The organism is Grimontia sp. SpTr1 (assembly GCF_947387585.1).
GTDB lineage: Bacteria > Pseudomonadota > Gammaproteobacteria > Enterobacterales > Vibrionaceae > Enterovibrio > Enterovibrio indicus.
In genome coordinates, this window is sequence record NZ_CANDOD010000002.1 from 307,174 (window position 1) to 331,966 (window position 24,793).

The window sequence follows — 24,793 nt, forward strand, 5'->3', positions numbered from 1 at the left end:
TATCAACTCTGAAAAGTTGGTTGCAATGATAAAACAAAGGCAACGCTGGTCACCAGCATTGCCTTTGTAACATTTTGCAAACTATGCGCTTAATTCAGCATCAGTTTTGTTTTTAGTCTTCCAGCAGTTTTTGAAGCAACGCTCCGTTCAACATAGCACGCTTAACCAGAGCGAATGCGCCGAGTGTTGGCGTTGAAGAGAGCCCTGCCGCAACGATAGGGAGGTTCTGATGGAAGGTACGCAAAGATTGGTTTTCAATACAACGTTGAATCGCGGGGAAAACAACGCTCTTTGCTTCCGTGATTTCGCCAGAGATAACCACCTGCTGAGGGTTAAACAGGTTGATGGTCATGGCGATGGCTTTGCCAAGATGGTTACCCACTTTCACCAGAACCTGACGTGCCAGCTCATCGCCCGCCACAGCAGCACGGCAGATGTCTGATACGTTCAAATCTTTCTTGCCTTGTAGCATGCTGTCGTGGCCTTGGGCCAACAATTGTTGAGCATGCTCAATGATCGCAGGGTTGGAAGCAACGGTTTCCAAACAGCCAAAGTTGCCGCACTGGCATTTCTTGCCGAGTGGATCAATTTGGATGTGGCCAATCTCACCTACGTTACGGTTATAGCCCAGAAACACCTGACCGTTAACGATAATACCGGCACCTGCGCCGTTATGAACACTTACCAGCAGGGTATCGTAGTAATTTTTACTCACCCCGAAATAATGTTCTGCTAATGCCTGACCACGTGTGTCATTTCCAATGAAACATTGTACGCCAAACTCATCACGAATTAAGTCACTCAGCGGTAGTTTATCAATCGTAATATGTGGCATGTATTCAACGATACCCGCTTCAGCATCGACAAGTCCTGGCAAGGAAATGGCCACTGCAATCAGCTCTCTGACGACGTCTTGGTTTGATGCAAGGAAGGTATGAAGCTTATAGATCAGCCCCTCAATCAGTGTGTCCTGATTAGGGTAGTGGAATGGTTCGTCATGCTCTGCCAGCGGATTACCAGCGAGGTCGAACAAGGTCAGTTCGATGCGATCACGTCCAAGGCGGACGGCCAAAGAGTGAAAAGGTGCACATTCGGTGGTCAGCGATATGGCTCGTCGGCCACCGGTGGAAGCCTGTTGCGCGACTTCTTTGATTAAGCCGCGCTCCAGTAACTGGCGGGTGATTTTGGTAACACTGGCTGGTGCAAGGCTGCTTACATCAGCAATTTGGATTCGAGAAATCGGCCCTTGTTGGTCGATGAGTCGATAAACGGCGGCACCGTTTAGCTGTTTAACCAGGTCTACGTTACCAATTTGTCCGCCTGTCATAAGTTTCCTAATTCAATGTGTATTCGCCGTTAACCACAGTCGCTTTGACATTGAATTCACGGTCGAACACGGTCAGGTTGGCCACATATCCTTGTTTGATAGCGCCAAGCTTGTCATCCATGCCGATTGCACGTGCAGGATACAAGGTTGCCATGCGTACCGCTTCATCCAAAGCGATGCCTACATGTTCGACAGAGTTCTGTACTGCTTCAATCATGGTCAATGCCGAACCGCCAAGCGTGCCATTTTCATCAACACACTTACCATCTCGGTAATATACTTTCTTGCCAACAAAAATAAAGTGATCCATGTCTGCTCCTGCAGGCGCTGCTGCGTCGGTAACCAGAACAAGTTTTTCACCCTTGAGTTTGTGTGCAATGCGGATGTTTGCATAGTCAACGTGGAAACCGTCTGCGATAACACCGGTGTAAACCTCTGGTGTGTCGTAGATTGCGCCAACCATTCCTGGCTCACGACCAGCGATTGGGGTCATTGCGTTGAAAAGGTGAGTCGCGAACGTAATACCTGCTTTGAAACCTTCGCGTGCTTCAACGTAGCTAGCGTTGGTATGACCTGCTGATACCACGATGCCAGCTTTTGCCAGCTTTTCGATGTGTTCAGAAGGAGTTAGCTCAGGTGCCAGCGTGACTTTCGTTACCACGTCGGCGTTAGCCGCGATGAAGTCAATCATGGCATCATCAGAACGGCGGATGTAATCCACGCTGTGAATGCCTTTTTTAGCAACGTTCAGGTAAGGACCTTCCAGGTGAAGGCCAAGCGCTTGGTTAGCGTACTGCTCTTGGTAATCACGAATCGCACTGACAGATGCCTTCATATCTTCGTCAGAAGATGTGATCAGGGTAGGCAGGAAGCTGGTGCAGCCAGACTTGAGGTTTGCCAAGTGCATCGTGCGGATGGTGTCCGCAGTCACTTCATCGTTGAACATTACACCGCCACAACCGTTCAGTTGCAGGTCGATGAAACCAGGAGTCAGGAATGCGCCGTCCAATGAACGGGTCTCAATGCCCTCTGGCAAGTCGTTTTCTGGGCAGATGTTCTGGATCAAGCCGCCATCAACGACAACGGCATGACTATCCAGCACTTCGCTACCGGTGAAAATTCGGCAGTTTGTCAGTGCGTACATGAATACTTCCTTCCCTTACAGGTTTTTGATGTTTTCTGCTTCCAGCTCTTGGAAGTACTTAACCGTCTTCACTTTCAGCTCAGCAGTTGATGGCTCATCACATACCATCAGCGCTTTAGGATGCAGTTGCAGCGCAGATACAGTCCACAGGTGGTTTACTGAACCTTCAACAGCTGCTTGCAGTGCCAGTGACTTATTGTGACCGGTGATCAGAATCATTACTTCTTCAGCGTCTAGCAGCGTACCAACACCGATCGTCAGCGCGTGCTTAGGTACCTGGTTGATATCGTTATCGAAGAAGCGTGAGTTTGCAATGCGCGTGTCTTCAGTCAGTGTCTTGATACGGGTGCGTGAAGACAAAGAAGACGCAGGCTCGTTAAATGCGATGTGACCGTCGTTACCAACGCCACCCATAAACAGATTAATTTTGCCGTAAGATTTGATCTTATCTTCGTAGCGCTTGCACTCAGCGTAGTGATCTTCAGCGTTACCGTTCAGCAAGTTGATGTTTTCTTCTTGAATATCAATGTGGTTGAAGAAGTTGTTGTACATGAAGCTGCGGTATGACTCTGGATGGTCTGCAGGGATGCCGCAGTACTCGTCCATGTTGAAAGTCACCACGTGTTTGAAGCTTACTTCGCCCTGCTTATGAAGATTAATCAGTTGCTTATAAGTGTTCAGAGGGGTGCCACCAGTTGGCAGGCCAAGAACAAACGGACGATCTTCGGTTGGGGCAAATTTGTTAATCGTATCAACGATATGACGTGCTGACCAAAGGCCTACTTCATGTGCTGTTTGTAGCGGGATAAGTCTCACGGGACACCTCTCAGTTAATTCAAATTCTGACTATACATGATAGTGGATTTGTATCTTAGTTTTCATCATAAAATAAGTTTTATGAGCGTGCTAGCAAAAAACCCGATCTAGTAGTGTTTTGAGTGACGATAATCACAATTGCATCCGTTTTAATTTGCGGGGCGAAATTAATGGAATAAACTCCTCCTGACTCACATTGGATAGTAAAAAAAGTCCCATGTTGTCATTACACATCTGAGAAAGAACCACTATAGGGGGAACAAAGGTGAATATTCTCGGTTATTTCCAAAAAGTAGGTAAAGCGCTGATGGTGCCAGTCGCCACGCTTCCTGCTGCTGCAATTCTGATGGGTGTTGGTTACTGGATTGACCCGAATGGCTGGGGTGCGAACAGCGCACTGGCAGCATTCTTGATCAAAGCGGGCGCCGCAATCATCGATAACATGTCTGTACTGTTCGCGGTTGGTGTTGCGTACGGTATGTCTAAAGATAAAGATGGTGCAGCTGCACTGTCAGGCTTCGTTGGTTTCCTTGTTGTGACCACGCTGCTGTCTCCAGGTGCGGTTGCGCAAATTCAGGGTATTGACCCAAGCGCAGTGCCTGCAGCATTCGGTAAGATCAACAACCAGTTCGTAGGTATCTTGGTTGGTATCGTATCTGCTGAGCTGTACAACCGTTTCTCACACGTTGAACTGCACAAAGCACTGGCATTCTTCTCTGGTAAGCGTCTTGTACCTATCCTGACCTCTTTTGCTGGTATTTTCATCGCGTTCATCCTGATGTACGTATGGCCAACCGTATACGGCGGTCTGGTAAGCTTCGGTGAAGGCATTCAAGGTATGGGCGAGCTGGGTGCGGGTGTATACGCGTTCTTCAACCGTCTTCTGATCCCTGTTGGTCTGCACCACGCTCTGAACTCAGTATTCTGGTTCGACGTTGCTGGCATTAACGACATCCCTAACTTCCTGGGCGGTGCTAAGTCTATCGCTGAAGGTACTGGTGTTGCTGGTGTGACTGGTATGTACCAAGCGGGCTTCTTCCCAATCATGATGTTCGGTCTGCCTGGCGCAGCACTGGCTATCTACCACTGCGCGAAGCCAGAAAACAAAGAGAAAGTTGCATCTATCATGCTGGCTGCTGCTTTCGCATCTTTCTTCACCGGTGTAACTGAGCCTCTGGAATTCTCATTCATGTTCCTGGCACCTGGTCTGTACGTACTACACGCACTGCTGACTGGTATCTCTGTATACATCGCAGCATCTATGCAGTGGATTGCAGGCTTCGGCTTCTCTGCAGGTCTGGTGGATATGGTTCTGTCTACCCGTAACCCACTGGCGGTTAACTGGTACATGCTGATTGCTCAAGGTCTGGTGTTCTCGGTTATTTACTACACCGTATTCCGTGCAGCTATCCTGAAGTTCAACCTGGCAACTCCAGGTCGTGAGGAAGACGACGAAACTTCTTCAGACGTTCAAGGTTCAGCAGAAACTGGTGTTCTGGCTCGTCAATACCTGAAAGCACTGGGTGGTCACGACAACCTGACTAACATCGATGCATGTATTACTCGTCTGCGCCTGACTGTTAAAGACGGCAGCCAAATCGACGAGAAAACACTGAAAGCACTGGGTGCGATGGGTGTTGTTAAACTGGGTACCAACAACCTTCAGGTTATTCTGGGCCCACTGGCAGAAATCGTTGCTGGCGAAATGAAAAAAGTCGGCACTACTGAAGACCTGTCTGACGTAAAACTGCCTTAATAAAAAATACTGACTAAACAGTCAACATAGCCGGCCTCTAACGGGGTCGGCTTTTTTTGGGCCTTTTTTAAGGCTATTCGTAGGGAAAATGAACAATGAACAAAACATTTAAGATGGGTATCTTGTCTGTTGCGATTGCTTCAGGTCTGGCTGGTTGCAGTTCTCTGCTGTCAGACGCAGCGCAACAAGGAAAGGTTGATGCACTGGCTTCTCAGCTGAATATCAGCTACGACGTGGAGACAAACCACGGTGCACAGGAAGGCATGGCATGTCAGGATATGGGCGCTGAGTGGGCGTCTTGTAACAAGATTCTGATGACTGTGGTTAACGACGGTGAAGCGGTTTCCGGCAACGACTGGAAAATATACTTGCACAGCATTCGTGTCATTCTGGATGTTGAAAACAAAGACTTCGCGATTGAACACATCACCGGTGACCTTTATGTGATGACTCCAACGGCATCTTTTGATGGCTTTGCTGCTGGCGAAACCATTGAGATCCCTCTAATTCAAGAGTACTGGACGCTGTTTGAAACTGACTTTATGCCTCGTGCATACGTGACAGCAGGTAATGCTATTCCTAAAGCGATTGCTTCGCTGAACACAGAAAACGTCGATGCTTACGTGGCAGAGATCGAAGGCAAGAACTGGAAGCGCACGCCGGAAGATAACAACGTGCTGGCGACTGCAGCTTCGCGTTACGCGAACAACAGCGATGTCGCTGCACTGGCAGAAGGTGCAATTGAAGCCTCTATCATTCCAACACCTCTGAAAACCAAGCAAATGCGCGGCGCGCTGCACATTGCCTCAGGTTTCGCAGTAACCAACAACGCATTGGACGCTGACCAACTGGCGGCATTCGAAAAGCGCGCTGAGCTTCTGGGCGTGAATGTTGAGGGTGACATCGCGCTGAACATCAATGTTGATGCGAAAGCGTTCGAAGGCAAAGAAGCGGTATCAGGCGCATACAAACTGGCAGTGAATGCGGGTGGTGTTGAAGTGCTGGGCTTCGACAGTGTGGGTGCATTCTACGGTCTGCAATCTATGCTGGCGCTGATGGACAACGGTGACGACGAGATGCTGCCTTGGGTAGCGATTGAAGATGCACCTCGCTTTGAATACCGCGGTGTGATGGTAGATGTTGCGCGTAACTTCCACTCGAAGGAAGCGATGTTGCGCACTATCGATCAAATGGCGGCATACAAGCTGAACAAGCTACACCTTCACCTGACGGATGATGAAGGCTGGCGTTTGGAAATTCCGGGCCTCCCTGAGCTGACTGACGTAGGCGCAAACCGCTGCCACGACCTGAGCGAAACCTCATGTCTTCTGCCACAGTTGGGTTCAGGCCCAAGCACTGACAACTTTGGTTCTGGCTACTTCTCGAAAGCGGATTACATGGAAATTCTGCGTCATGCGAAAGCACGCGGTATTGAAGTGATCCCAGAAATCGACATGCCTGCGCACTCACGTGCGGCCGTGGTTTCTATGGAAGCGCGTTACCAGAAATATGCAGAGCAGGGTGATCTGGCGAAAGCAGAAGAATTCCGTCTGATGGATCCGCTAGATACGTCTAACGTAACCACGGTTCAGTTCTACGATAAGCGCAGCTTCATCAACCCATGTATGGACTCGTCCATGAACTTCGTGAACAAAGTGATCACTGAAGTAAAAGCGATGCATGACGCTGTTGGTATGCCGCTGAATACTTGGCATTTCGGTGGTGACGAAGCGAAGAACATCAAACTGAACGCAGGCTTCCAAGATAACAACGCAACTGATCAGGTGGCGTGGAAAGGCAATATTGACCTGAGCCAGCAAGACAAGCCATTCGCTAAGTCTCCAATGTGCCAGAAGTTGATCGAAGAAGGTGTAGTGTCTGATTTTGGTCACCTACCAAGCTTCTTTGCGGAGAAAGTAAGTGGCGCAGTTGCTGAGCAAGGCATTGAGAACTTCCAGGCATGGCAAGACGGCCTGAAGTATTCAAAAGATGCTTCAGCGTTCAAAACCGAAAACACCCGTGTGAACTTCTGGGATGTGCTTTACTGGGGCGGTGATGCATCTGCATACGACTGGGCTGCGAAAGGTTACGACCTGATCGTCTCTAACCCGGACTACGTGTACATGGATATGCCATACGAAGTAGACCCGAAAGAACGTGGTTACTACTGGGCAACCCGTGCAACTGACACTCGCAAGATGTTTGGGTTTGCGCCAGAGAACCTGCCTCAGAACGCAGAAACGTCTGTGGATCGCGATGGCAATGGATTCAATGGTAAAGGTACCGTTGAACACAACGAAGGCTTCCACGGTCTATCTGCACAACTTTGGAGTGAAACCGTTCGTACTGATGAGCAATACGAATACATGGTATTCCCTCGTGTGATTGCCGCCGCTGAGCGTGCATGGCACAAAGCAGACTGGGAATTGGATTACCAAGTGGGTAAGCAATTCAACCAAGAGACTTCTCACGTTAATAAAGATGCGCAACTGGAAGACTGGACACGCTTCGCCAATGTGATGGGTCAGCGCGAAATGGCGAAACTGGATGCGTCAGGTATCAACTACCGTATTCCTGTTCCAGGCGCCATCATGCAAGACGGCAAACTGCACATGAACATCAGCATGCCGGGTCTGCCAATGCAATACTCTGTAGATGGTGGTCAATCTTGGATGGACTACGTCGCTCCGGTAGCTCTTGACAACAATGCTAACGTAGAAGTGCGTGCATTGAGTGCAGATAAACAACGCGAAGGTCGTGCGGTTTCTCTGTAATTTCCCCCTTAAAGCATCAAAGCCCGCGCTTCGCGGGCTTTTTTTTGTTCAAATGGCGTGAGAGCGTTCAGTAGTGGTTGAGTAAATAGCCACGATCGGGGATTATTGGGCGTTATTTAAAGTCTATTCAACCAAGGCGCTGAACGACAGCATCTCAAGTTCGCCTGGGTATAAGATCTGGATCTTCCAACGAGGTATTTTTGATGAGTGAGTCTGAGGCTCGTCCAACTAACTTTATCCGTCAAATCATCGATAAAGATTTGGCAGGTGGTGTACACAACACCGTTCACACGCGTTTCCCGCCAGAGCCAAATGGCTATTTGCATATCGGTCACGCGAAGTCGATCTGTCTGAACTTTGGTATCGCGCAAGATTACCAGGGGCAGTGCAACCTGCGTTTTGACGACACCAACCCAGTGAAAGAAGACATCGAATTTGTTGAATCTATCAAAAGCGATGTTAATTGGCTGGGCTTCCAATGGGACGGTGAAGTTTGTTATTCGTCTGACTACTTCGACCGTCTCCACGGATATGCGGTAGAGCTGATCGAAAAAGGTTTGGCTTATGTTGAAGAACTGAGCCCTGATGAGATCCGTGAATATCGTGGCACGCTGAAGGAAGCGGGTAAACATAGCCCTTACCGCGATCGCACTGTAGAAGAAAACTTGGCGTTGTTCGACAAAATGAAGAATGGCGAGTTTGCTGAAGGTAAAGCTTGTCTGCGTGCGAAAATTGATATGGCTTCGCCGTTTATGGTGATGCGTGATCCTGTTCTGTACCGCGTGCGTTTTGCTCATCATCACCAGACCGGTGATAAGTGGTGCATTTACCCAATGTACGATTTTACACACTGTATTTCGGATGCGATTGAAGGTATTACGCACTCATTGTGTACGCTGGAGTTCCAGGATAACCGCCGTCTGTACGACTGGGTTCTTGAGAACATCACTATTGAGTGTCAGCCACGTCAGTATGAGTTCAGCCGTCTGAATCTGGAATACACTGTGATGTCAAAGCGCAAGCTTAGCCAACTAGTCAGTGAAAACCTGGTTAATGGTTGGGATGACCCACGCATGCCGACCATTTCTGGCCTGCGTCGTCGCGGTTACACGCCTGCATCAATTCGTGAGTTCTGCAAGCGTATTGGTGTCACTAAACAAGACAATACCATTGAGATGAGCTCACTGGAGTCTTGCGTGCGTGATGATCTGAACGAAAACGCACCTCGCGCGATGGCCGTGCTTGATCCAATCAAACTGGTTATTGAGAACTACGCAGAGGGTGAAATCGAAACGCTGAATGCAGCTAATCACCCGAACAAACCAGAAATGGGCGAGCGTGAAATCCCATTCAGCCGCGAAATCTGGATTGAAGCTGAAGACTTCCGCGAAGAAGCGAACAAGAAGTACAAGCGTCTGGTGCTGGGTAAAGAAGTGCGTCTTCGTAACGCATACGTCGTGAAAGCTGAACGCTGTGACAAAGATGCTGATGGCAAGATCACCACGGTTTACTGCACCTATGATCCAGAGACACTGGGTAAAGATCCTGCAGATGGCCGCAAAGTAAAAGGTGTTATCCACTGGGTATCTGCAGATGCAGGTGTTGAAGCGGAAATCCGCTTGTATGATCGCCTGTTCACTGTGCCGAACCCTGGCGCAGCTGATGACTTTGCAGCGACCATTAACCCTGAGTCACTCACCGTGGTTCGTGGTTACGTGGAGCCAAGTCTGAAAGCAGCAGAAGCTGAGCAAGGCTACCAGTTCGAGCGTATGGGTTACTTCTGCGCAGATCGTAAAGACAGTAAAGAAGGTGCACTGGTATTCAACCGCACGGTCGGTCTTCGCGATACATGGGCGAAAATTGGCGACTAAAGAGCCTTAAAAACAAAAAAACCGGAGCTTAGCTCCGGTTTTTTTTGCCCGTTTATCGACGATGTTAAACGTCGTGAATGCTCGGGTCGTCTTTACAGCCATCTTTCGTACAGTGGCCATAAAGATACAGACTGTGGTTTGTCAGCCTGATGTTGAACTGATTTGCGATATCTTTCTGGCGCTGCTCGATAACATCATCAGTAAATTCGATAACGCGGCCACAGTCCAGACAGACTAAGTGATCGTGGTGGTGTTGTGTCGCCAGTTCAAAAACCGATTTGCCACCTTCAAAGTGGTGACGGGTAACAATTCCGGCATCGTCAAACTGGTTAAGCACGCGATACACGGTAGCAAGTCCAATTTCTTCGCCGATATCGATAAGCTTTTTGTAGAGATCTTCAGCGCTGATGTGCTGGCAGTCCGGCTCTTGCAGTACTTCTAAGATCTTCAATCGAGGCAGCGTTACTTTCAGTCCTGCGTCTTTTAGTGCCTTGTTATTATCTGACATCCGGTTCTTTCCTACGTAATTGCTTTTTTCCCTGTGTGAGAGAACGGGAAAATTGATGGTTAGCGTAACAAATGTGATAAGACGTCGCCAGTGCAAAGGGGCAAATATCTGACCTAATTGGTTGGTTTTGCGGCTTGTTGTCGCATTGCAAAACTGGCAGTATTGACTGGTATGACCAGAAAAGGAATTCCTGTGTACAAATACTACAAACCCGGCATTGTGAAATTCGCCTTGAACTGTTGGCCTCCATTCTGGGGTGCGGGTATTAAGATCCTGAATATTAGCGAAGATTTCCGCCACGTTAAGATTCGTTTGAAACTCCGCTGGTGGAACAAAAACGCCAATCGAACCCAATACGGTGGCAGTATTTTCTCTATGACTGATCCTACTTATGCCCTCATGTTGATGGGGATCCTGGGAGAAAAATACTTCGTCTGGGACAAAGAAGCTGATATTAACTTCATCAAACCGGGCTCGACGGATCTGTTCGCTGAGTTTGTCATTTCCGAGGAAACCATTGCGTCTATTCAGCAAGCAACGGCTAACGGAGATAAGGTATTTCCGGAGTTCATCGTAAATGTGCAAGATGCGAATGGGGAAGTAGTGAGTCGGGTACGCCGCGTGCTGTATGTTCGGAAAAAACCAAAGTATCGTGAAGAAAAGTTAGCTTAAAACCCTAAGACAGATACAAAAAACGCGCTCAAGGCGCGTTTTTTGTTGGGTGCTTGCTTAGCCTTCCAGCTCAGCCAGACACATTTCCTCGTAGACTTGGTTAACCCATTTTTCTACGCGGGCAGAAGTCAGTTCCGGTTGGCGGTCTTCATCAACACATAAGCCGACAAAGTTGTTGTCATCAACCAGTGCTTTTGATGCTTCGAACTCGTAACCTTCTGTCGGCCAGTGACCAATAATGGTGCCGCCTTTGGTTTCTACGATGTCACGGATGGTACCCATCGCGTCACAGAAGTATTCTGCGTAGTCTTCCTGATCACCACAGCCAAAGATAGCAACTAGTTTGGTAGAGAAATCGATCTGCTCAAGCTCTGGGAAGAAATCGTCCCAGTCGCATTGCGCTTCGCCGTAGTACCAGGTTGGGATGCCAAGCAGAAGCAGATCGAAGTTATTGATGTCTTCTTTGCTGCTCTTTGCAATGTCCTGAACGTGGACCATGTGCTTGCCCAGTTGTTTTTGAATCATCTTGGCGATAGCTTCAGTGTTACCTGTATCGCTACCAAAGAAGAGACCTACGCTCGCCATAATAGAGAATACCTATTTATTGTTAATCGAGCCGTAATATACACAGCCCAGAATCTAAAGTGTAGAAGAAGGCTTCGCCTTCTTGCCGTTGTAATCTTTGTAAGGTGCCATAATGGCAGGCTTAAATGCCTACGCCTTCCCAGAAAAGCTGGATCACGCCTTTGGTGATAAAGCCTGCGCACCCAAGGAAAAGTACCAGCCACACAATTCTGCGGCCAAAAGGTGGGACTTTTCCTTCATTGAGCACATCCTTGATTGCCATGCCAATGAAAAAGAAGATACCTGCAAACAGCAGATCAAGACCTATCTTCTCGAGCAATTCGAAGTGCTCGTATAGCATTCCCGCCTCCGTTCGGAACCCATTTTCGCCGCGCACTATAGCACAAGTAAGACTGGTCTGTTAACGCTCTGAGTTTGTTAAAAAGCGAGTGATCACACGCGCTACGGTGTCCGGTTTTTCTGCGTGCAACCAATGCCCGGTGTTGGCAATGACGTGTGCCTTGGCTCGGGGGAACTGACGCTCAATATCTTCGCGATGTTCGGCGGAAATATAGTCCGAGTTCGCACCTTTCAAAAACAAGGTATCACCCTCGAAGATCGCGTGTTCTTGCCAGCCAGTAATGTCGGCATAACGAGCTTCAAGTGTGGAAACGTTAAAACGCCAATCAAAAGTGCCGTCTTCCTTTTTAGCAAGAGATTTCAAGAGAAACTGACGAACGCCGGGCTCAACAATATGTTCAGCAAGTGTTGCTTCTGCTTCTTTTCGGCTCAGAATGGGCTGCGCCATACTCGCATTCAAGCCAGCCAACACTGAATCATGGCGACGGACTTTGTACTCAACGGGCGCAATGTCCATCACGACCAAATCTTCCAGATAATCCGGGTGTAGCTGCGCAAGCATCATGGCGACTTTGCCACCCATGGAGTGACCGACAACAGTGACTTTCTCTAGCTTCTGCTGATCAAGAAATTCTTTCACTGCGGTGGCTTGGGATACATAGTCAACGCTTTCAGAGCGCGGAGACTGGCCATGATTGGGTAAATCAATTTGATAGACCTGATAATGTTTAGCCAATACTTTTGCTAATCCGCCGAGGTTGTCCAAACTGCCAAATAAGCCATGGATCAACAGTAGAGGCTTGCCTTCGCCCTGGATCTTAAAGTTCAGTTGCACTGCGTGTTTCCCGTAAAGTTCGTTGTTGAGCCTAGTATAACGATCCTCATGATGACTCAAAACCTTACATCGATCACGAAGAGAGTTATTCTCACTGAAACCAGCATCTTGAGGTGGCTCGGGTACCCCTAACTCTGTATAATCGCAGCGTTGAATTGTAAACAGGACACGATGATCAAACGATGAAGACAATTGAGGTTGATGAAGAGCTATACCGGTACATTGCCAGCCAGACCCAGCACATTGGTGAAAGTGCATCGGACATTCTGCGCAGACTGCTGATGGCACCGCAGGTGGAGCAACAACCCGTTGCAACGTTGACACCGACCCCAGAGAAAAAGGGTATTGTGGTCAGTAAAGATGCGGGCAAAAGTGACACCGTTGATCGTGTAAAAGAAATGCGCTCCCTGTTGATCTCAGATGAATTCGCGGCGCAAGAAAAAGCCATCGGTCGTTTTATGCTGGTGCTTTCCACTTTGTACCGTATTGATAACCAAGCGTTTGCCGAAGCAACGGCGCTGAAAGGACGCACGCGTGTTTACTTCGCGGATAACGAGCAGACTTTGCTCGAGAGCGGTAAAACGACCAAGCCGAAACACATTCCGGAAACGCCATTTTGGGTGATCACCAATACCAACACAGGCCGCAAGCGCCAGATGGTTGAGCAGTTGATGACCAAAATGAATTTCTCCAACGACATCACTGAAAAAGTGGTAGGCGAGATCTAATCGCGCAACGTTTGGTGTAAGAAGAACATAACGATGAAGAGGCCTTGTCACTGACGGGCCTCTCACTATATCTAGACCTGTTGGGCGTTTAGTGCGGTGGTTATGCTGCCTCTCAACAGGTAACGTCAGAATTTTTTGTAAGGATGCGAGTAATGGCTAGCCATGAACGCGCTGGACAGCGAGCCCAGCAACAAGACCTCCATAATATTCCGATGCTGGTGTCGAACTATTTCCAATTGACACCAGATGCAGCGAATCCCGCCCACAACGTAGAGTTCGGTACCTCTGGTCACCGCGGTTGCGCGGACAAAGTAACTTTTAACCAGCACCACATTTTAGCTATTGCTCAGGCAGTAGCAGAAGTACGAGCAGAGAAAGGTGTAACCGGTCCACTATTTGTGGGTAAAGACACCCATGCGCTGTCAGAGCCAGCGTTCTGTTCCGTTGTAGAAGTGCTGGTGGCAAATGGCGTGAGTGTGATTGCTCAGAAAGAGGGTGGGTATACACCGACCCCAGGCATCTCTCACGCGATCCTGACGCACAATCAGCAAAACGACGATAAAGCGGATGGCATCGTGATTACGCCTTCGCACAACCCACCTCAAGATGGTGGCATCAAATACAATCCAACACACGGTGGCCCCGCGGAAGGTGATCTCACTAAGGCTATTGAGCAGCGAGCCAATGCACTGATTGCTGAAGGCTTGGCGGGTGTTCGCCGTATGACTTTTGCTGAAGCAGTGGCGAGCGATCTGTTTGTTGAAGCGGATCTGGTCATGCCATATGTGCAGGATTTAGCTTCTGTGGTTGATATGGATGCCATCAAAAAAGCGGGTCTTCGTATCGGTGTTGATCCATTAGGTGGTTCGGGTATTGATTACTGGAAAGCGATTGCCGAGCACTTTGATTTGGACATCACTCTGGTTAATGACGACGTGGATCCGTCGTTCCGCTTTATGTCGCTTGATAAAGATGGTGTGATCCGTATGGATTGCTCATCGCCGTCAGCGATGGCAGGTCTTCTCGCCTACAAAGACCAGTATGACCTGGCGTTTGGTAACGACCCTGATTTTGACCGCCATGGCATTGTCACGCCAGCCGGTCTGATGAATCCGAACCACTACCTTGCTGTGTGTATCGATTACCTTTACCAGCATCGTCCGCAGTGGGGCGCAGAAGTCGGTGTAGGTAAGACGCTGGTATCCAGTGCAATCATCGATAAAGTGGTGGCTAACCTTGGCCGAAAATTGTGTGAAGTACCGGTAGGCTTCAAGTGGTTTGTTGATGGCTTGTATTCAGGTGACATCGGCTTTGGTGGCGAAGAAAGTGCAGGAGCATCTTTCCTGCGTATGGACGGCACAGCTTGGGCGACGGATAAAGACGGTATTCTGCTTTGCCTTCTGGCGGCGGAGATTACCGCGGTGACAGGTAAGAACCCACAGCAGTACTATGACGAACTCGCGGCGAAGTTTGGTGCTTCCAGCTATGCGCGTTTGCAAGCTCCTGCAAACGGTGAGCAAAAAGCGGTGTTAAGCAAACTTTCTGCGGAAATGGTTACCGCTGAAACCTTGGCCGGTGACACGATCACAGCGAAACTGACTCATGCGCCGGGCAATGGTCAGGCGATTGGTGGTCTTAAGGTGACAACTGAGTTTGGTTGGTTTGCCGCGCGTCCATCCGGCACAGAAGATATTTACAAAATTTACTGTGAAAGCTTTAAAGGCGAAGAGCACCTTGCGCTGATCCAGAAAGAAGCACAAAGCATCGTGAGCGATGTATTTAAGGCTGCCGGGCTTTAATACTCCTCAGCGAAGTAAAAATTGAAAAACCACCGCATAGCGGTGGTTTTTTTATATCTAAATAAGGGGCAAGGCGACTCAAAGAGAAGGCCAATTCTCTGGAACAACAAACCAGTGGTGACGGTTTTCGTCAATAAGATGTGTTGCCCTGGTGACAGTTTCTGGCAGCGAATATACAGGCAGATCTTCCAAAGAAGGGGCTTCCATCCACTGTGCTCTGGTTAGCTCGAAAAACTTTACATCTATAGGCAATTGGGAGGGCCAACACCAAAATCCATTGACGCTCTGCTCTTGCACATCTGGAGGCGAAGGCAAATCACTGAGAGGTAAGAAAGGATTGGTGTAAAGTCTGCCTTGAACGAGCAGTCTGCGTTTGGCTATCGGGTATTGGGAAAACTGCGTTTTGTATTCTTTAGTATCGGTAAGCATCAACTGTTGTTTGACCATCTTTTTGTGCTTCTTCGCCAACGTATCTTTTGCGTTCGGGCCTCGCCATTCTCCGTCAAACGCCAGATAAAACTTAATGGCAACTTCCCAGTGTTCCAACTCTCCGTTAGGGCTTGCAACGACAAAATCCACAGCACCAAGTGTGCGTTTCTCTCTCTCTACCTGTAATTCTTCGGCAACCAGTCGGTAAGTATCATTGTGATGCAAACATTGTTTGATCAGCCACTGGTAGTAGAAGCCAATCCGTTGGCCTCCCTCATAGGCTGGGAATTGCTGGAATGAAATAGAAGACCAGAATGTGGGAGGGACGACGCTTGCGGCGTCTTGAACGATAATGTCTGTTGACTGCTGAATCCAAGCAATATCCCTTTGAACTTGAACACTGTCTGCGAACATGAATGACCTTCCTTGATAACTGTACCGAGAGCATATAGCAAACGAGGTTCACCTGCATCGCCATGGTGGTTAGAATATGTGTAACAGACACTGAGATTCAGGAAGAACATGAACAATTACCAACTCGAATCGCTCCTCAACGACTTTTTAAAGCCTTTCGCGATCAAAGATTACTGCCCAAATGGTATGCAGGTAGAAGGGAAGGCTGAGGTGAAGAAAATCGTCACCGGCGTCACTGCTTCACAGGCGCTGATAGATGCCGCGATTGAGCAGGGTGCAGACGCGCTGCTGGTTCACCATGGTTACTTTTGGCGGGGAGAGTCTGAGCCACTCAAAGGCATGAAGTTTAAGCGTATCAAAGCATTGATTGATAATGGAATTAACCTCTATGCCTACCATTTACCACTGGATGTGCATCCTGAGGTGGGTAACAACGCACAACTTGCAAAATTGCTGGGTATCCAACAACGCGGCGGTTTAGAAGATGGCAATCCAAATTCGGTTGCTGTTTGGGGGGAGTTACCGAGTGCAATGTCTGCGAAGGAGTTTAGCGAATTACTGGCAATGAAATTAAATCGCGAACCACTGCATATTGAAAGCGGTGTTGCCAAGTCGATCAAGACAGTAGGTTGGTGCACAGGTGGTGGTCAGGACTTTATCGATCTGGCAGCAAGTAAAGGTATGGATGCTTTCGTTTCGGGTGAAATTTCTGAGCGTACGACGTATTCAGCCAGAGAGTTGGGTATCCATTATTTCAGTGCGGGACACCACGCGACAGAGCGTTATGGTGTGAAGGCTCTCGGCGAGTGGCTGGCGAGCGAGCATGGTTTCGACGTGAGCTTTATCGATATCGACAATCCAGTATAAGGTCGCTTACAAAACAAAAAACGCCGCTAGTAGCGGCGTTTTTTTCTTTGGCTTTTGCCTGTTACTCGCGGTCTTTCAGAGGTTTGAAATCGCGCTTGTCGTAACCAGTGTAAAGCTGACGTGGACGACCGATTCGGTTTTGCGGGTCACTGTGCATTTCATTCCAGTGAGCGATCCAGCCGATGGTACGAGACATCGCGAAAATCACGGTGAACATCGACACTGGGATACCGATTGCTTTCAGAATGATGCCTGAGTAGAAGTCTACGTTCGGGTAGAGTTTCTTCTCGATGAAGTAAGGGTCAGAAAGTGCAATTCTTTCCAGCTCCATTGCTACATCCAGCAGAGGGTCATTGATCTTCAGCTCATCAAGAACTTCGTGGCATGCTTCGTTCATTACGGTAGCACGTGGGTCGTAGTTCTTGTAAACGCGGTGACCGAAGCCCATCAGACGGAATGGATCATCTTTGTCCTTAGCACGTTCAATGTACTCTGGAATGTTCTCTACAGAACCGATTTCTTCCAGCATGCGCAGACACGCTTCGTTAGCACCGCCGTGAGCAGGGCCCCACAGTGAAGCAATACCCGCTGCAATACATGCAAATGGGTTTGCACCGGAAGAACCAGCCAAACGAACAGTAGACGTAGAAGCATTTTGCTCGTGGTCTGCGTGAAGGGTAAAGATTTTGTCCATTGCACGCGCAACAACAGGGTTCACTTCATACTCTTCTGCTGGTGTTGCAAACATCATATGCAGGAAGTTTTCAGCGTAATCCAGATCGTTACGTGGATAGATGAACGGTTGTCCGATCGAGTACTTGTAACACATCGCCGCCAACGTAGGCATCTTCGACAGAAGACGGAACGCAGTGATTTCGCGGTGCGTGTCGTTGTTGATGTCCAAAGAGTCGTGGTAGAACGCAGCCAGTGCGCCAACCACACCTACCATAACGGCCATTGGGTGGGCGTCACGACGGAAACCATGGAAGAAACTCGCAATTTGCTCGTGAACCATGGTGTGGCGAGTTACGATACGACGGAACTCTTCGTATTGTTTAGGGCTTGGGGCTTCACCATATAGTAGGATGTAACAAACTTCCAAATAGTCAGCGTTATTGGCTAATTGATCAATTGGGTAGCCACGGTGCAATAGAACGCCAGCTGCGCCATCAATATATGTAATTTGTGACTCACACGACGCTGTTGCAACGAAACCTGGGTCAAACGTAAAAAAGCCGTTCGCACCCAATGCACGTACATCGATCACTTCTGGACCGACTGTGCCCCCTTTGATCGGCAGTTCGATAGGTGCTTTCCCTTCAATTTGTAGGGTAGCTTTCTTATCTGCCATAACATTCTCCTTTGTTTTTTTATAATCCTATCCCGGATACGGACCCCGTTGTTGTACCGATCGTCTCATTGGATGTCAATTTGCAGAAGTGAACTTTGTCGGGTGTGCGCAAGTATCAAAAATCTGTACGCTTTAAGTTAATGCTCTGTTTCGGGATTTCCGTCAATTTTATTGGTTTGTGTTTAAATGTTACGGGGCATATACTCTGCGGCAGGTCTCTGGATATTACATAAAGCCGGGGCGTTTCGGGGCTCAATTCGATATTTTCAATGCGGATTTCAGTGCTTGAACTGCAGTTAATAGCAGTGGCACGTGAAAACGTAATAAATGATGTTGTAGGTCTGGCGCTATAGCGAGATGTGATTCCAGAGAGTGTAATAACAATAATTTGCTCAATGGAGCTGAGTGGGCCATATCGTGAAAGTAAGAAAGCCAAGACCGGTAAACCTCGACCTCCAGACCATTCGCTTCCCTATCACAGCGATCGCGTCTATTACGCACCGTGTGTCGGGTGTTATCACCTTCATCTCGGTCGCCATCCTTCTCTGGCTGTTAAGCCTCTCCCTATCATCCCCTAGTGGTTTTGAAGCCGCCTCTGACATCGTAAACAGTTTCTTCGCCAAGTTTGTCCTGTGGGGCATTCTGACAGCGCTTGCCTATCACATTGTTGGCGGTATCCGTCACTTGTTGATGGACATGGGCCATTTTGAAGAGATGGAAGGTGGTTCGCGGAGCGCGAAAATCGGTTTCATCATCACTGCAGTGCTGTCTGTTTTAGCGGGGATTTTAGTATGGTAGGACACGTATCTTCTTTCGGCAGAAACGGGGTTCATGACTGGATCTTGCTCCGTGCGACTGCCATCATCATGACGCTTTACACCCTATATATGGTGGGTTTCTTTGCGTTTGGTCCCGAATTGACATATCAGAGCTGGATCGAGTTCTGGGGACAAACAAGCAACAAAGTTTTCACCATGTTGGCGCTGGTGTGCGTACTTATCCACGCTTGGATAGGTATGTGGCAGGTATTGACTGACTATATTAAGCCGACTGTGCTGCGTATGTTTATGCAGTTTGGTGTTGTCGCGCTGCTGTTTGTCTACCTGTTGACTGGCTTTTTTGTATTGTGGGGTGTGTAAGTGAGTATTCCAGTAAGAGAATTTGACGCAATTGTTATCGGTGCGGGTGGCGCAGGTATGCGCGCGGCACTGCAAATTTCTGAGCAGGGTCTTTCTTGTGCACTGCTTTCAAAAGTATTCCCAACCCGTTCTCATACCGTTTCAGCTCAAGGCGGTATTACAGTAGCGCTGGGCAATTCCCATGAAGATAATTGGGAATGGCACATGTATGACACGGTCAAAGGCTCTGATTACATCGGTGACCAGGACGCTATCGAGTACATGTGTAAAACCGGTCCTCAATCAATCATCGAACTGGAAAAAATGGGTCTTCCATTTTCCCGTTTCGATAACGGTCGCATTTATCAGCGCCCATTCGGTGGACAGTCTAAAGCGTTTGGCGGCGAGCAGGCTGCGCGCACTGCAGCAGCAGCTGACCGTACTGGCCATGCACTGCTTCACACCTTGTACCAGCAAAACATCAAGAACAAGACCACCATCTTCTCTGAGTGGTACGCGTTGGATCTGGTGAAAAACCAGGACGGCGCAGTTGTTGGTGCAACTGCGATGGACATGGAAAGCGGCGAAATTTGCTATTTCAAAGCGAAAGCGACCGTGCTGGCAACAGGCGGTGCGGGCCGTATTTACCAATCAACGACGAATGCACACATTAACACCGGTGACGGCGTAGGTATGGCACTGCGTGCAGGCGTACCAATGCAAGACATGGAAATGTGGCAGTTCCACCCAACCGGTATTGCAGGTGCAGGTGTACTTGTGACGGAAGGTTGTCGTGGTGAAGGTGGTTACCTTCTCAATAAAGATGGCGAGCGCTTCATGGAGCGTTATGCACCAAACGCGAAAGACCTTGCGGGTCGAGACGTTGTTGCACGTTCAATGATGGTTGAAATTCGTGAAGGCCGTGGCTGTGAAGGTCCATGGGGTCCACACATTAAACTTAAGCTGGATCACTTGGGTAAAGATGTCCTTGAAGCGCGTCTGCCAGGTATCCTAGAACTGTCCCGCACATTCGCTCACGTTGATCCAATCAAAGAGCCAATCCCAGTTATCCCTACCTGTCACTACATGATGGGCGGTGTACCCACGCAGGTTTCTGGTCAAGCGATCAAGCAAGACGCAAACGGCAATGATGTTGAAGTACAAGGTCTGTTTGCATGTGGTGAAATCGCTAGCGTATCTGTTCACGGTGCAAACCGTCTGGGCGGTAACTCGCTGCTTGATCTCGTGGTATTTGGTCGCGCAACGGGTCTTCACTTGGGTGAAACTCTGGCTGCGCAAGTTGAAGCACGTGATGCGTCAGAGTCAGACATCGAAGCGTCTCTGGCACGTGTTAACCGCTGGAATACAACCCAGAAAGGTGAAGATCCAGTTCAAATCCGTAAGGACCTGCAATCTTGTATGCAGAACAACTTCTCGGTATTCCGCGAAGGCGATGCGATGGCAAAAGGTCTGGAAGAGCTCAAAGTTATCCGCGAACGTCTGAAAGAAGCGCGCCTGGATGATACTTCCTCAGAATTTAACACTCAGCGTGTTGAGTGTCTGGAGCTGGACAACCTGATGGAGACAGCATTCTCTACAGCAGTTGCCGCAAATTACCGTACTGAGAGCCGTGGTGCACACGCACGCTTTGACTTCCAAGAGCGTGATGATGAGAACTGGCTGTGCCACACCATCTACAACCCGGAAACAGAAGCGATGTCAAAGCGTGATGTGAACATGACGCCAGTACATCGTGAAGCTTTCCCACCGAAAGCGCGTACTTACTAAGGGAGGTAGAAGATTATGAAACTGAATTTTTCTGTATACCGTTACAACCCGGACGTTGATGACGCGCCACACATGAAAGGGTACACCCTGGAAGTGCCTGACGGTTCTGACATGATGGTACTAGACGCTCTGATCCTGCTGAAAGAGCAAGATCCAACGCTGTCATTCCGTCGTTCATGCCGTGAAGGTGTATGTGGTTCTGATGGTATTAACATGAACGGTAAGAATGGTTTGGCATGTATCACACCCTTGTCAGCGCTGACTGACAAGTCGAGCATTGTGATTCGTCCACTGCCTGGCTTGCCTGTGGTTCGTGACCTGATTGTCGATATGACTCAGTTTTACCAGAACTATGAGCGTGTTAAGCCTTACCTGATTAATGACAGCACACCGCCATCGCGTGAGAATCTTCAATCGCCTGACGACCGTGCTCACCTTGATGGTCTGTATGAGTGCATCATGTGTGCATGTTGTACCACCTCGTGCCCATCATTCTGGTGGAACCCAGATAAGTTCGTAGGTCCTGCGGGACTTCTGGCTGCATATCGTTGGCTGATTGACAGCCGCGACACTGCTACAGATGAGCGTTTATCAGATCTGGACGACGCTTTTAGCGTTTTCCGTTGCCATAGCATCATGAACTGTGTAAATGTTTGTCCTAAAGGGCTAAATCCTACGAAGGCAATCGGCCATATTCGTTCAATGCTGCTTAAACGCGCAGTGTAATATCGGCCTCTGTACACCTACATATATCAAGATTTAGGCTCCCTTTCGGGGGAGCTTAAAAGGAACGCCGGCTAACCCCCGGTCGTAGCAACATAAAAACTAAGTGGTTAAGGGATAACAATGCAAAATGGCGTGATGAAGGCTTGGTTTGAGTCTTCTCATTTGGCTGGCGCCAATGCAACTTACGTAGAAGATCTCTACGAACTGTACCTCAGTGACCCCGAGTCTGTAGATAGCGAATGGCGAGCAGTTTTTGATGAACTGCCTGTCGTGAATGGCAACGCAACCGAGCAACCCCACTCAAGAGTTCGTGAATATTTCCGCAGACTTGCTACCGAGACAGCGCATTTCAGTGCATCAGTCAGTGATCCGGACGTCGACGCGAAACAGGTAAAAGTTCTCCAACTTATCAACGCCTACCGTTTCCGTGGACACCAACAAGCAAATCTGGACCCTCTCGGTCTTTGGCAGCGCGATCGCGTGCCTGACTTAGACCCATCTTTTCATAGTCTGAACGAAGACGATTTCCAAGAGACGTTTAACGTTGGTTCTTTTGCCATTGGGCAAGAGAGCATGAAACTAGCCGATCTCTATGACGCACTGACCAAGACCTACTGTGGTTCTATCGGTGCCGAATACATGCACATCACCAACACAGAAGAGAAACGCTGGATTCAGCAGCGTCTTGAGTCTGTGATTGGCCAGCCAGAATTTTCCAGCGACGAGAAAATTACTTTGCTGGAAGAGCTGACGGCAGCGGAAGGTCTCGAACGTTACTTGGGCGCAAAATTCCCAGGCGCGAAGCGTTTCTCATTGGAAGGCGGTGATGCGCTGATCCCAATGGTGAAAGAAGTGATTCGCCATTCAGGTACGCAAGGTGTGCGTGAAGTAGTCGTTGGCATGGCGCACCGTGGTCGTTTGAACATGCTGGTCAACGTTCTGGGTAAGAAGCCTTCTGAGCTGTTTGACGAGTTTGCGGGTAAACATAGCGACTCTTGGGGAACGGGTGACGTGAAATATCACCAAGGTTTCTCCAGTGACTTTGCAACGCCGGGCGGTGACGTTCACCTAGTACTGGCATTTAACCCGTCTCACCTGGAAATCGTTAATCCAGTTGTCATGGGCTCAGTACGTGCGCGTCAAGATCGTCTTGGTGACAAAGACGGCTCAATGGTTCTGCCGATCACCATCCATGGTGACTCAGCGATTGCTGGTCAGGGTGTCGTGCAGGAGACGTTTAACATGTCTCAGGCGCGTGGCTACAAGGTTGGCGGTACGATCCGTATCGTAGTTAACAACCAAGTGGGCTTTACCACTTCGAACCCGAACGATACCCGTTCCACACAGTACTGTACTGACATCGCGAAGATGGTTCAGGCGCCAATCTTCCACGTGAATGCAGATGACCCTGAAGCGGTGGCATTTGTAGCACGTCTGGCAATTGATTACCGAAACGAATTTAAGCGTGATGTGGTAATTGATCTGGTGTGTTACCGCCGTCATGGTCACAACGAAGCGGATGAGCCGAATGCGACTCAGCCTCTGATGTACCAAAAGATCAAAAAACACCCAACGCCACGTAAGCTCTATGCCGATGTCCTGTCAGACAAAGGTGTTGCCGACGTTGAAAAAGCCACTGAGTTGGTGAACGGTTATCGTGACGCGCTGGATCACGGTGAAATCGTGGTGAAAGAGTACCGCCCAATGGCGCTTCACTCTGTTGACTGGTCTCCATATTTGGGGCACGACTGGACAGTGGAATGGCCAAATACATTTGATAAGCAGCGCTTGGTTGAGCTCGCTAAACGTATTTGTACTTATCCAGAGAGTCACAAGCTTCACAGCCGTGTTAACAAGCTATACAACGATCGCCTTGCGATGACCAACGGTGAGAAAGCGTTGGATTGGGGTATGGCTGAAACACTGGCTTATGCAACGATTGTTGATGAGAGCCGTCGCATCCGTATCACGGGTCAGGACTCCGGCCGTGGTACCTTCTTCCACCGTCACGCTGTGTTGCACAACCAAAACGATGCGAGCACCTATATTCCGCTGACTAACATTCATGACAAACAAGGCCCTTTCCAGGTCTTTGATTCTGTGTTGTCAGAAGAAGCGGTACTGGCGTTTGAATATGGCTATGCGACTGCAGAACCAGGCGGTCTGACAGTTTGGGAAGCACAGTTCGGTGACTTCGCAAACGGCGCACAGGTTGTTATCGACCAGTTCATCAGTTCGGGTGAGCAGAAGTGGGGCCGTATGTGTGGCTTGACCATGCTACTGCCACATGGCTATGAAGGTCAGGGCCCAGAGCACTCCTCTGCACGCCTTGAGCGTTACTTGCAACTTTGCGCAGAGCAAAACATGCAGGTTATCGTTCCTTCAACGCCAGCTCAGGTTTACCACATGCTGCGTCGCCAGGTGTTCCGCCCAATGCGTCGCCCTCTGATTGTGATGTCGCCTAAATCGCTGCTCCGTCATCCATTGTGTACCTCAACACTGGATGAGCTGGCAGATGGCAACTTCCAACCAGCAATCGGCGAGATTGACGAGCTGGATCCAAAAGCGGTCAAACGCGTCGTGATGTGTTCAGGTAAGGTCTACTTTGACTTGCTGGAAGCGCGTCGCAAAGAAGAAATCAAAGATGTCGCCATCATTCGTATTGAGCAGATCTACCCGTTCCCGAAAGAGGACGTACAGGCTGCGATCAGTGAATATGTTAATGCCAAAGACTTTGTCTGGTGCCAAGAAGAGCCACAGAACCAAGGCGCTTGGTATAGCAGCCAGCACAATTTCCGCTTGGCGATTCCGGCTGACGCTACCCTGAGCTATGCAGGCCGTGCGGCTTCTGCATCTCCGGCTGTAGGCTATATGTCGGTGCACTTAAAACAACAAAAAGCGTTGATTGAAGACGCTCTTACCCTGAATTAAGAACTAGAAAGCTAA

Annotated in this window: 21 protein-coding genes; 12 read left to right on the forward strand and 9 right to left on the reverse strand. The window is 49.0% G+C overall.

Annotated elements, in window-relative coordinates; translation table 11 throughout:
- Nucleotides 1-112: 112 nt before the first annotated feature.
- From QL223_RS05600 to nagB, 3 genes are read right to left on the reverse strand one after another with little or no spacing between them, the layout of a single operon-like run.
- A complete protein-coding gene (locus QL223_RS05600) occupies nucleotides 113-1,327 on the reverse strand; it encodes an ROK family protein (RefSeq protein ID WP_002539586.1) in 1,215 nt (404 codons plus the stop codon).
- Between the two features lie 7 nt (nucleotides 1,328-1,334).
- Nucleotides 1,335-2,471: an N-acetylglucosamine-6-phosphate deacetylase gene (gene nagA / locus QL223_RS05605; protein WP_281544150.1), complete on the reverse strand. Its 1,137-nt coding sequence runs from the start codon at nucleotides 2,469-2,471 to the stop codon at nucleotides 1,335-1,337.
- Between the two features lie 15 nt (nucleotides 2,472-2,486).
- Nucleotides 2,487-3,287 (reverse strand): glucosamine-6-phosphate deaminase, encoded by an 801-nt coding sequence (gene nagB, locus QL223_RS05610; RefSeq protein ID WP_002539584.1) that lies wholly within the window; start codon nucleotides 3,285-3,287, stop codon nucleotides 2,487-2,489.
- 265 nt (nucleotides 3,288-3,552) lie between these two features.
- On the opposite strand from nagB, the gene nagE reads away from it, so the two are divergent.
- The 3 genes from nagE (at nucleotide 3,553) to glnS (ending at nucleotide 9,688) form a co-directional block, all read left to right on the forward strand.
- Entirely contained in the window at nucleotides 3,553-5,043 is a 1,491-nt protein-coding gene (nagE, locus tag QL223_RS05615) for an N-acetylglucosamine-specific PTS transporter subunit IIBC (protein ID WP_281544151.1), read from the forward strand.
- A gap of 95 nt (nucleotides 5,044-5,138) precedes the next feature.
- Nucleotides 5,139-7,817 carry a beta-N-acetylhexosaminidase gene (locus tag QL223_RS05620; protein WP_281544152.1) on the forward strand — a complete coding sequence of 893 codons (2,679 nt, stop codon included), beginning with the start codon at nucleotides 5,139-5,141 and terminating at the stop codon, nucleotides 7,815-7,817.
- Between the two features lie 203 nt (nucleotides 7,818-8,020).
- Nucleotides 8,021-9,688, forward strand: coding sequence for a glutamine--tRNA ligase (glnS, locus tag QL223_RS05625; RefSeq protein WP_281544153.1), 1,668 nt, complete (start codon nucleotides 8,021-8,023; stop codon nucleotides 9,686-9,688).
- Between the two features lie 64 nt (nucleotides 9,689-9,752).
- Here glnS and fur read toward each other — a convergent pair whose 3' ends face one another.
- Nucleotides 9,753-10,196: a ferric iron uptake transcriptional regulator gene (gene fur, locus QL223_RS05630; RefSeq protein ID WP_002539579.1), complete on the reverse strand. Its 444-nt coding sequence runs from the start codon at nucleotides 10,194-10,196 to the stop codon at nucleotides 9,753-9,755.
- 171 nt (nucleotides 10,197-10,367) lie between these two features.
- On the opposite strand from fur, the gene QL223_RS05635 reads away from it, so the two are divergent.
- A complete protein-coding gene (locus QL223_RS05635) occupies nucleotides 10,368-10,868 on the forward strand; it encodes a DUF4442 domain-containing protein (RefSeq protein ID WP_281544154.1) in 501 nt (166 codons plus the stop codon).
- A 57-nt stretch (nucleotides 10,869-10,925) separates the two neighbouring features.
- Here the strand turns inward: QL223_RS05635 and fldA are convergent, their stop codons facing one another.
- The 3 genes from fldA to QL223_RS05650 all read right to left on the reverse strand — a co-directional run bounded on the left by fldA (nucleotide 10,926) and on the right by QL223_RS05650 (nucleotide 12,627).
- Nucleotides 10,926-11,453 (reverse strand): flavodoxin FldA, encoded by a 528-nt coding sequence (gene fldA / locus QL223_RS05640; protein ID WP_046305712.1) that lies wholly within the window; start codon nucleotides 11,451-11,453, stop codon nucleotides 10,926-10,928.
- Between the two features lie 121 nt (nucleotides 11,454-11,574).
- Nucleotides 11,575-11,793: a DUF2788 domain-containing protein gene (locus tag QL223_RS05645; protein WP_002539576.1), complete on the reverse strand. Its 219-nt coding sequence runs from the start codon at nucleotides 11,791-11,793 to the stop codon at nucleotides 11,575-11,577.
- A 60-nt stretch (nucleotides 11,794-11,853) separates the two neighbouring features.
- Nucleotides 11,854-12,627, reverse strand: coding sequence for an alpha/beta fold hydrolase (locus QL223_RS05650; RefSeq protein WP_281544155.1), 774 nt, complete (start codon nucleotides 12,625-12,627; stop codon nucleotides 11,854-11,856).
- Nucleotides 12,628-12,809: 182 nt separating this feature from the next.
- On the opposite strand from QL223_RS05650, the gene seqA reads away from it, so the two are divergent.
- Both seqA and pgm read left to right on the forward strand, forming a co-directional pair.
- Nucleotides 12,810-13,355, forward strand: a complete 546-nt coding sequence (gene seqA, locus QL223_RS05655) for a replication initiation negative regulator SeqA (protein WP_165013362.1) — start codon at nucleotides 12,810-12,812, stop codon at nucleotides 13,353-13,355.
- Nucleotides 13,356-13,507: 152 nt separating this feature from the next.
- Nucleotides 13,508-15,154 carry a phosphoglucomutase (alpha-D-glucose-1,6-bisphosphate-dependent) gene (gene pgm / locus QL223_RS05660; RefSeq protein WP_281544156.1) on the forward strand — a complete coding sequence of 549 codons (1,647 nt, stop codon included), beginning with the start codon at nucleotides 13,508-13,510 and terminating at the stop codon, nucleotides 15,152-15,154.
- A 78-nt stretch (nucleotides 15,155-15,232) separates the two neighbouring features.
- Here the strand turns inward: pgm and QL223_RS05665 are convergent, their stop codons facing one another.
- Nucleotides 15,233-15,997, reverse strand: coding sequence for a DUF1853 family protein (locus QL223_RS05665; protein ID WP_281544157.1), 765 nt, complete (start codon nucleotides 15,995-15,997; stop codon nucleotides 15,233-15,235).
- Between the two features lie 108 nt (nucleotides 15,998-16,105).
- Between QL223_RS05665 and QL223_RS05670 the strand changes: the two genes are divergently transcribed.
- Nucleotides 16,106-16,864: a Nif3-like dinuclear metal center hexameric protein gene (locus QL223_RS05670; RefSeq protein ID WP_281544158.1), complete on the forward strand. Its 759-nt coding sequence runs from the start codon at nucleotides 16,106-16,108 to the stop codon at nucleotides 16,862-16,864.
- A 61-nt stretch (nucleotides 16,865-16,925) separates the two neighbouring features.
- Here QL223_RS05670 and QL223_RS05675 read toward each other — a convergent pair whose 3' ends face one another.
- Nucleotides 16,926-18,215, reverse strand: a complete 1,290-nt coding sequence (locus QL223_RS05675) for a citrate synthase (protein WP_002539570.1) — start codon at nucleotides 18,213-18,215, stop codon at nucleotides 16,926-16,928.
- Nucleotides 18,216-18,620: 405 nt separating this feature from the next.
- On the opposite strand from QL223_RS05675, the gene sdhC reads away from it, so the two are divergent.
- From sdhC to sucA, 5 genes are all read left to right on the forward strand, one after another.
- Complete coding sequence (gene sdhC, locus QL223_RS05680) at nucleotides 18,621-19,013, forward strand: succinate dehydrogenase cytochrome b556 subunit (protein WP_002539569.1); 393 nt, start codon at nucleotides 18,621-18,623, stop codon at nucleotides 19,011-19,013.
- Nucleotides 19,007-19,354 carry a succinate dehydrogenase, hydrophobic membrane anchor protein gene (gene sdhD, locus QL223_RS05685; protein WP_002539568.1) on the forward strand — a complete coding sequence of 116 codons (348 nt, stop codon included), beginning with the start codon at nucleotides 19,007-19,009 and terminating at the stop codon, nucleotides 19,352-19,354. Before sdhC ends, sdhD begins: the two co-directional genes overlap by 7 nt.
- Nucleotides 19,355-21,121: a succinate dehydrogenase flavoprotein subunit gene (gene sdhA / locus QL223_RS05690; RefSeq protein WP_002539566.1), complete on the forward strand. Its 1,767-nt coding sequence runs from the start codon at nucleotides 19,355-19,357 to the stop codon at nucleotides 21,119-21,121.
- Nucleotides 21,122-21,136: 15 nt separating this feature from the next.
- Nucleotides 21,137-21,847, forward strand: a complete 711-nt coding sequence (locus QL223_RS05695) for a succinate dehydrogenase iron-sulfur subunit (protein ID WP_002539565.1) — start codon at nucleotides 21,137-21,139, stop codon at nucleotides 21,845-21,847.
- A gap of 120 nt (nucleotides 21,848-21,967) precedes the next feature.
- Nucleotides 21,968-24,778 carry a 2-oxoglutarate dehydrogenase E1 component gene (gene sucA / locus QL223_RS05700; protein ID WP_281544159.1) on the forward strand — a complete coding sequence of 937 codons (2,811 nt, stop codon included), beginning with the start codon at nucleotides 21,968-21,970 and terminating at the stop codon, nucleotides 24,776-24,778.
- The last annotated feature ends 15 nt before the right edge of the window (nucleotides 24,779-24,793 follow it).

Bases quoted from the DNA above. Each gene is read 5' to 3' on its own strand.
- QL223_RS05600 (WP_002539586.1), bottom strand. From the start codon at position 1,327: ATGACAGGCGGACAAATTGGTAACGTAGACCTGGTTAAACAGCTAAAC.
- nagA (WP_281544150.1), bottom strand. From the start codon at position 2,471: ATGTACGCACTGACAAACTGCCGAATTTTCACCGGTAGCGAAGTGCTG.
- QL223_RS05620 (WP_281544152.1), top strand. From the start codon at position 5,139: ATGAACAAAACATTTAAGATGGGTATCTTGTCTGTTGCGATTGCTTCA.
- glnS (WP_281544153.1), top strand. From the start codon at position 8,021: ATGAGTGAGTCTGAGGCTCGTCCAACTAACTTTATCCGTCAAATCATC.
- fur (WP_002539579.1), bottom strand. From the start codon at position 10,196: ATGTCAGATAATAACAAGGCACTAAAAGACGCAGGACTGAAAGTAACG.
- QL223_RS05635 (WP_281544154.1), top strand. From the start codon at position 10,368: ATGACCAGAAAAGGAATTCCTGTGTACAAATACTACAAACCCGGCATT.
- fldA (WP_046305712.1), bottom strand. From the start codon at position 11,453: ATGGCGAGCGTAGGTCTCTTCTTTGGTAGCGATACAGGTAACACTGAA.
- QL223_RS05645 (WP_002539576.1), bottom strand. From the start codon at position 11,793: ATGCTATACGAGCACTTCGAATTGCTCGAGAAGATAGGTCTTGATCTG.
- seqA (WP_165013362.1), top strand. From the start codon at position 12,810: ATGAAGACAATTGAGGTTGATGAAGAGCTATACCGGTACATTGCCAGC.
- pgm (WP_281544156.1), top strand. From the start codon at position 13,508: ATGGCTAGCCATGAACGCGCTGGACAGCGAGCCCAGCAACAAGACCTC.
- QL223_RS05665 (WP_281544157.1), bottom strand. From the start codon at position 15,997: ATGTTCGCAGACAGTGTTCAAGTTCAAAGGGATATTGCTTGGATTCAG.
- QL223_RS05670 (WP_281544158.1), top strand. From the start codon at position 16,106: ATGAACAATTACCAACTCGAATCGCTCCTCAACGACTTTTTAAAGCCT.
- QL223_RS05675 (WP_002539570.1), bottom strand. From the start codon at position 18,215: ATGGCAGATAAGAAAGCTACCCTACAAATTGAAGGGAAAGCACCTATC.
- sdhD (WP_002539568.1), top strand. From the start codon at position 19,007: ATGGTAGGACACGTATCTTCTTTCGGCAGAAACGGGGTTCATGACTGG.
- QL223_RS05695 (WP_002539565.1), top strand. From the start codon at position 21,137: ATGAAACTGAATTTTTCTGTATACCGTTACAACCCGGACGTTGATGAC.
- sucA (WP_281544159.1), top strand. From the start codon at position 21,968: ATGCAAAATGGCGTGATGAAGGCTTGGTTTGAGTCTTCTCATTTGGCT.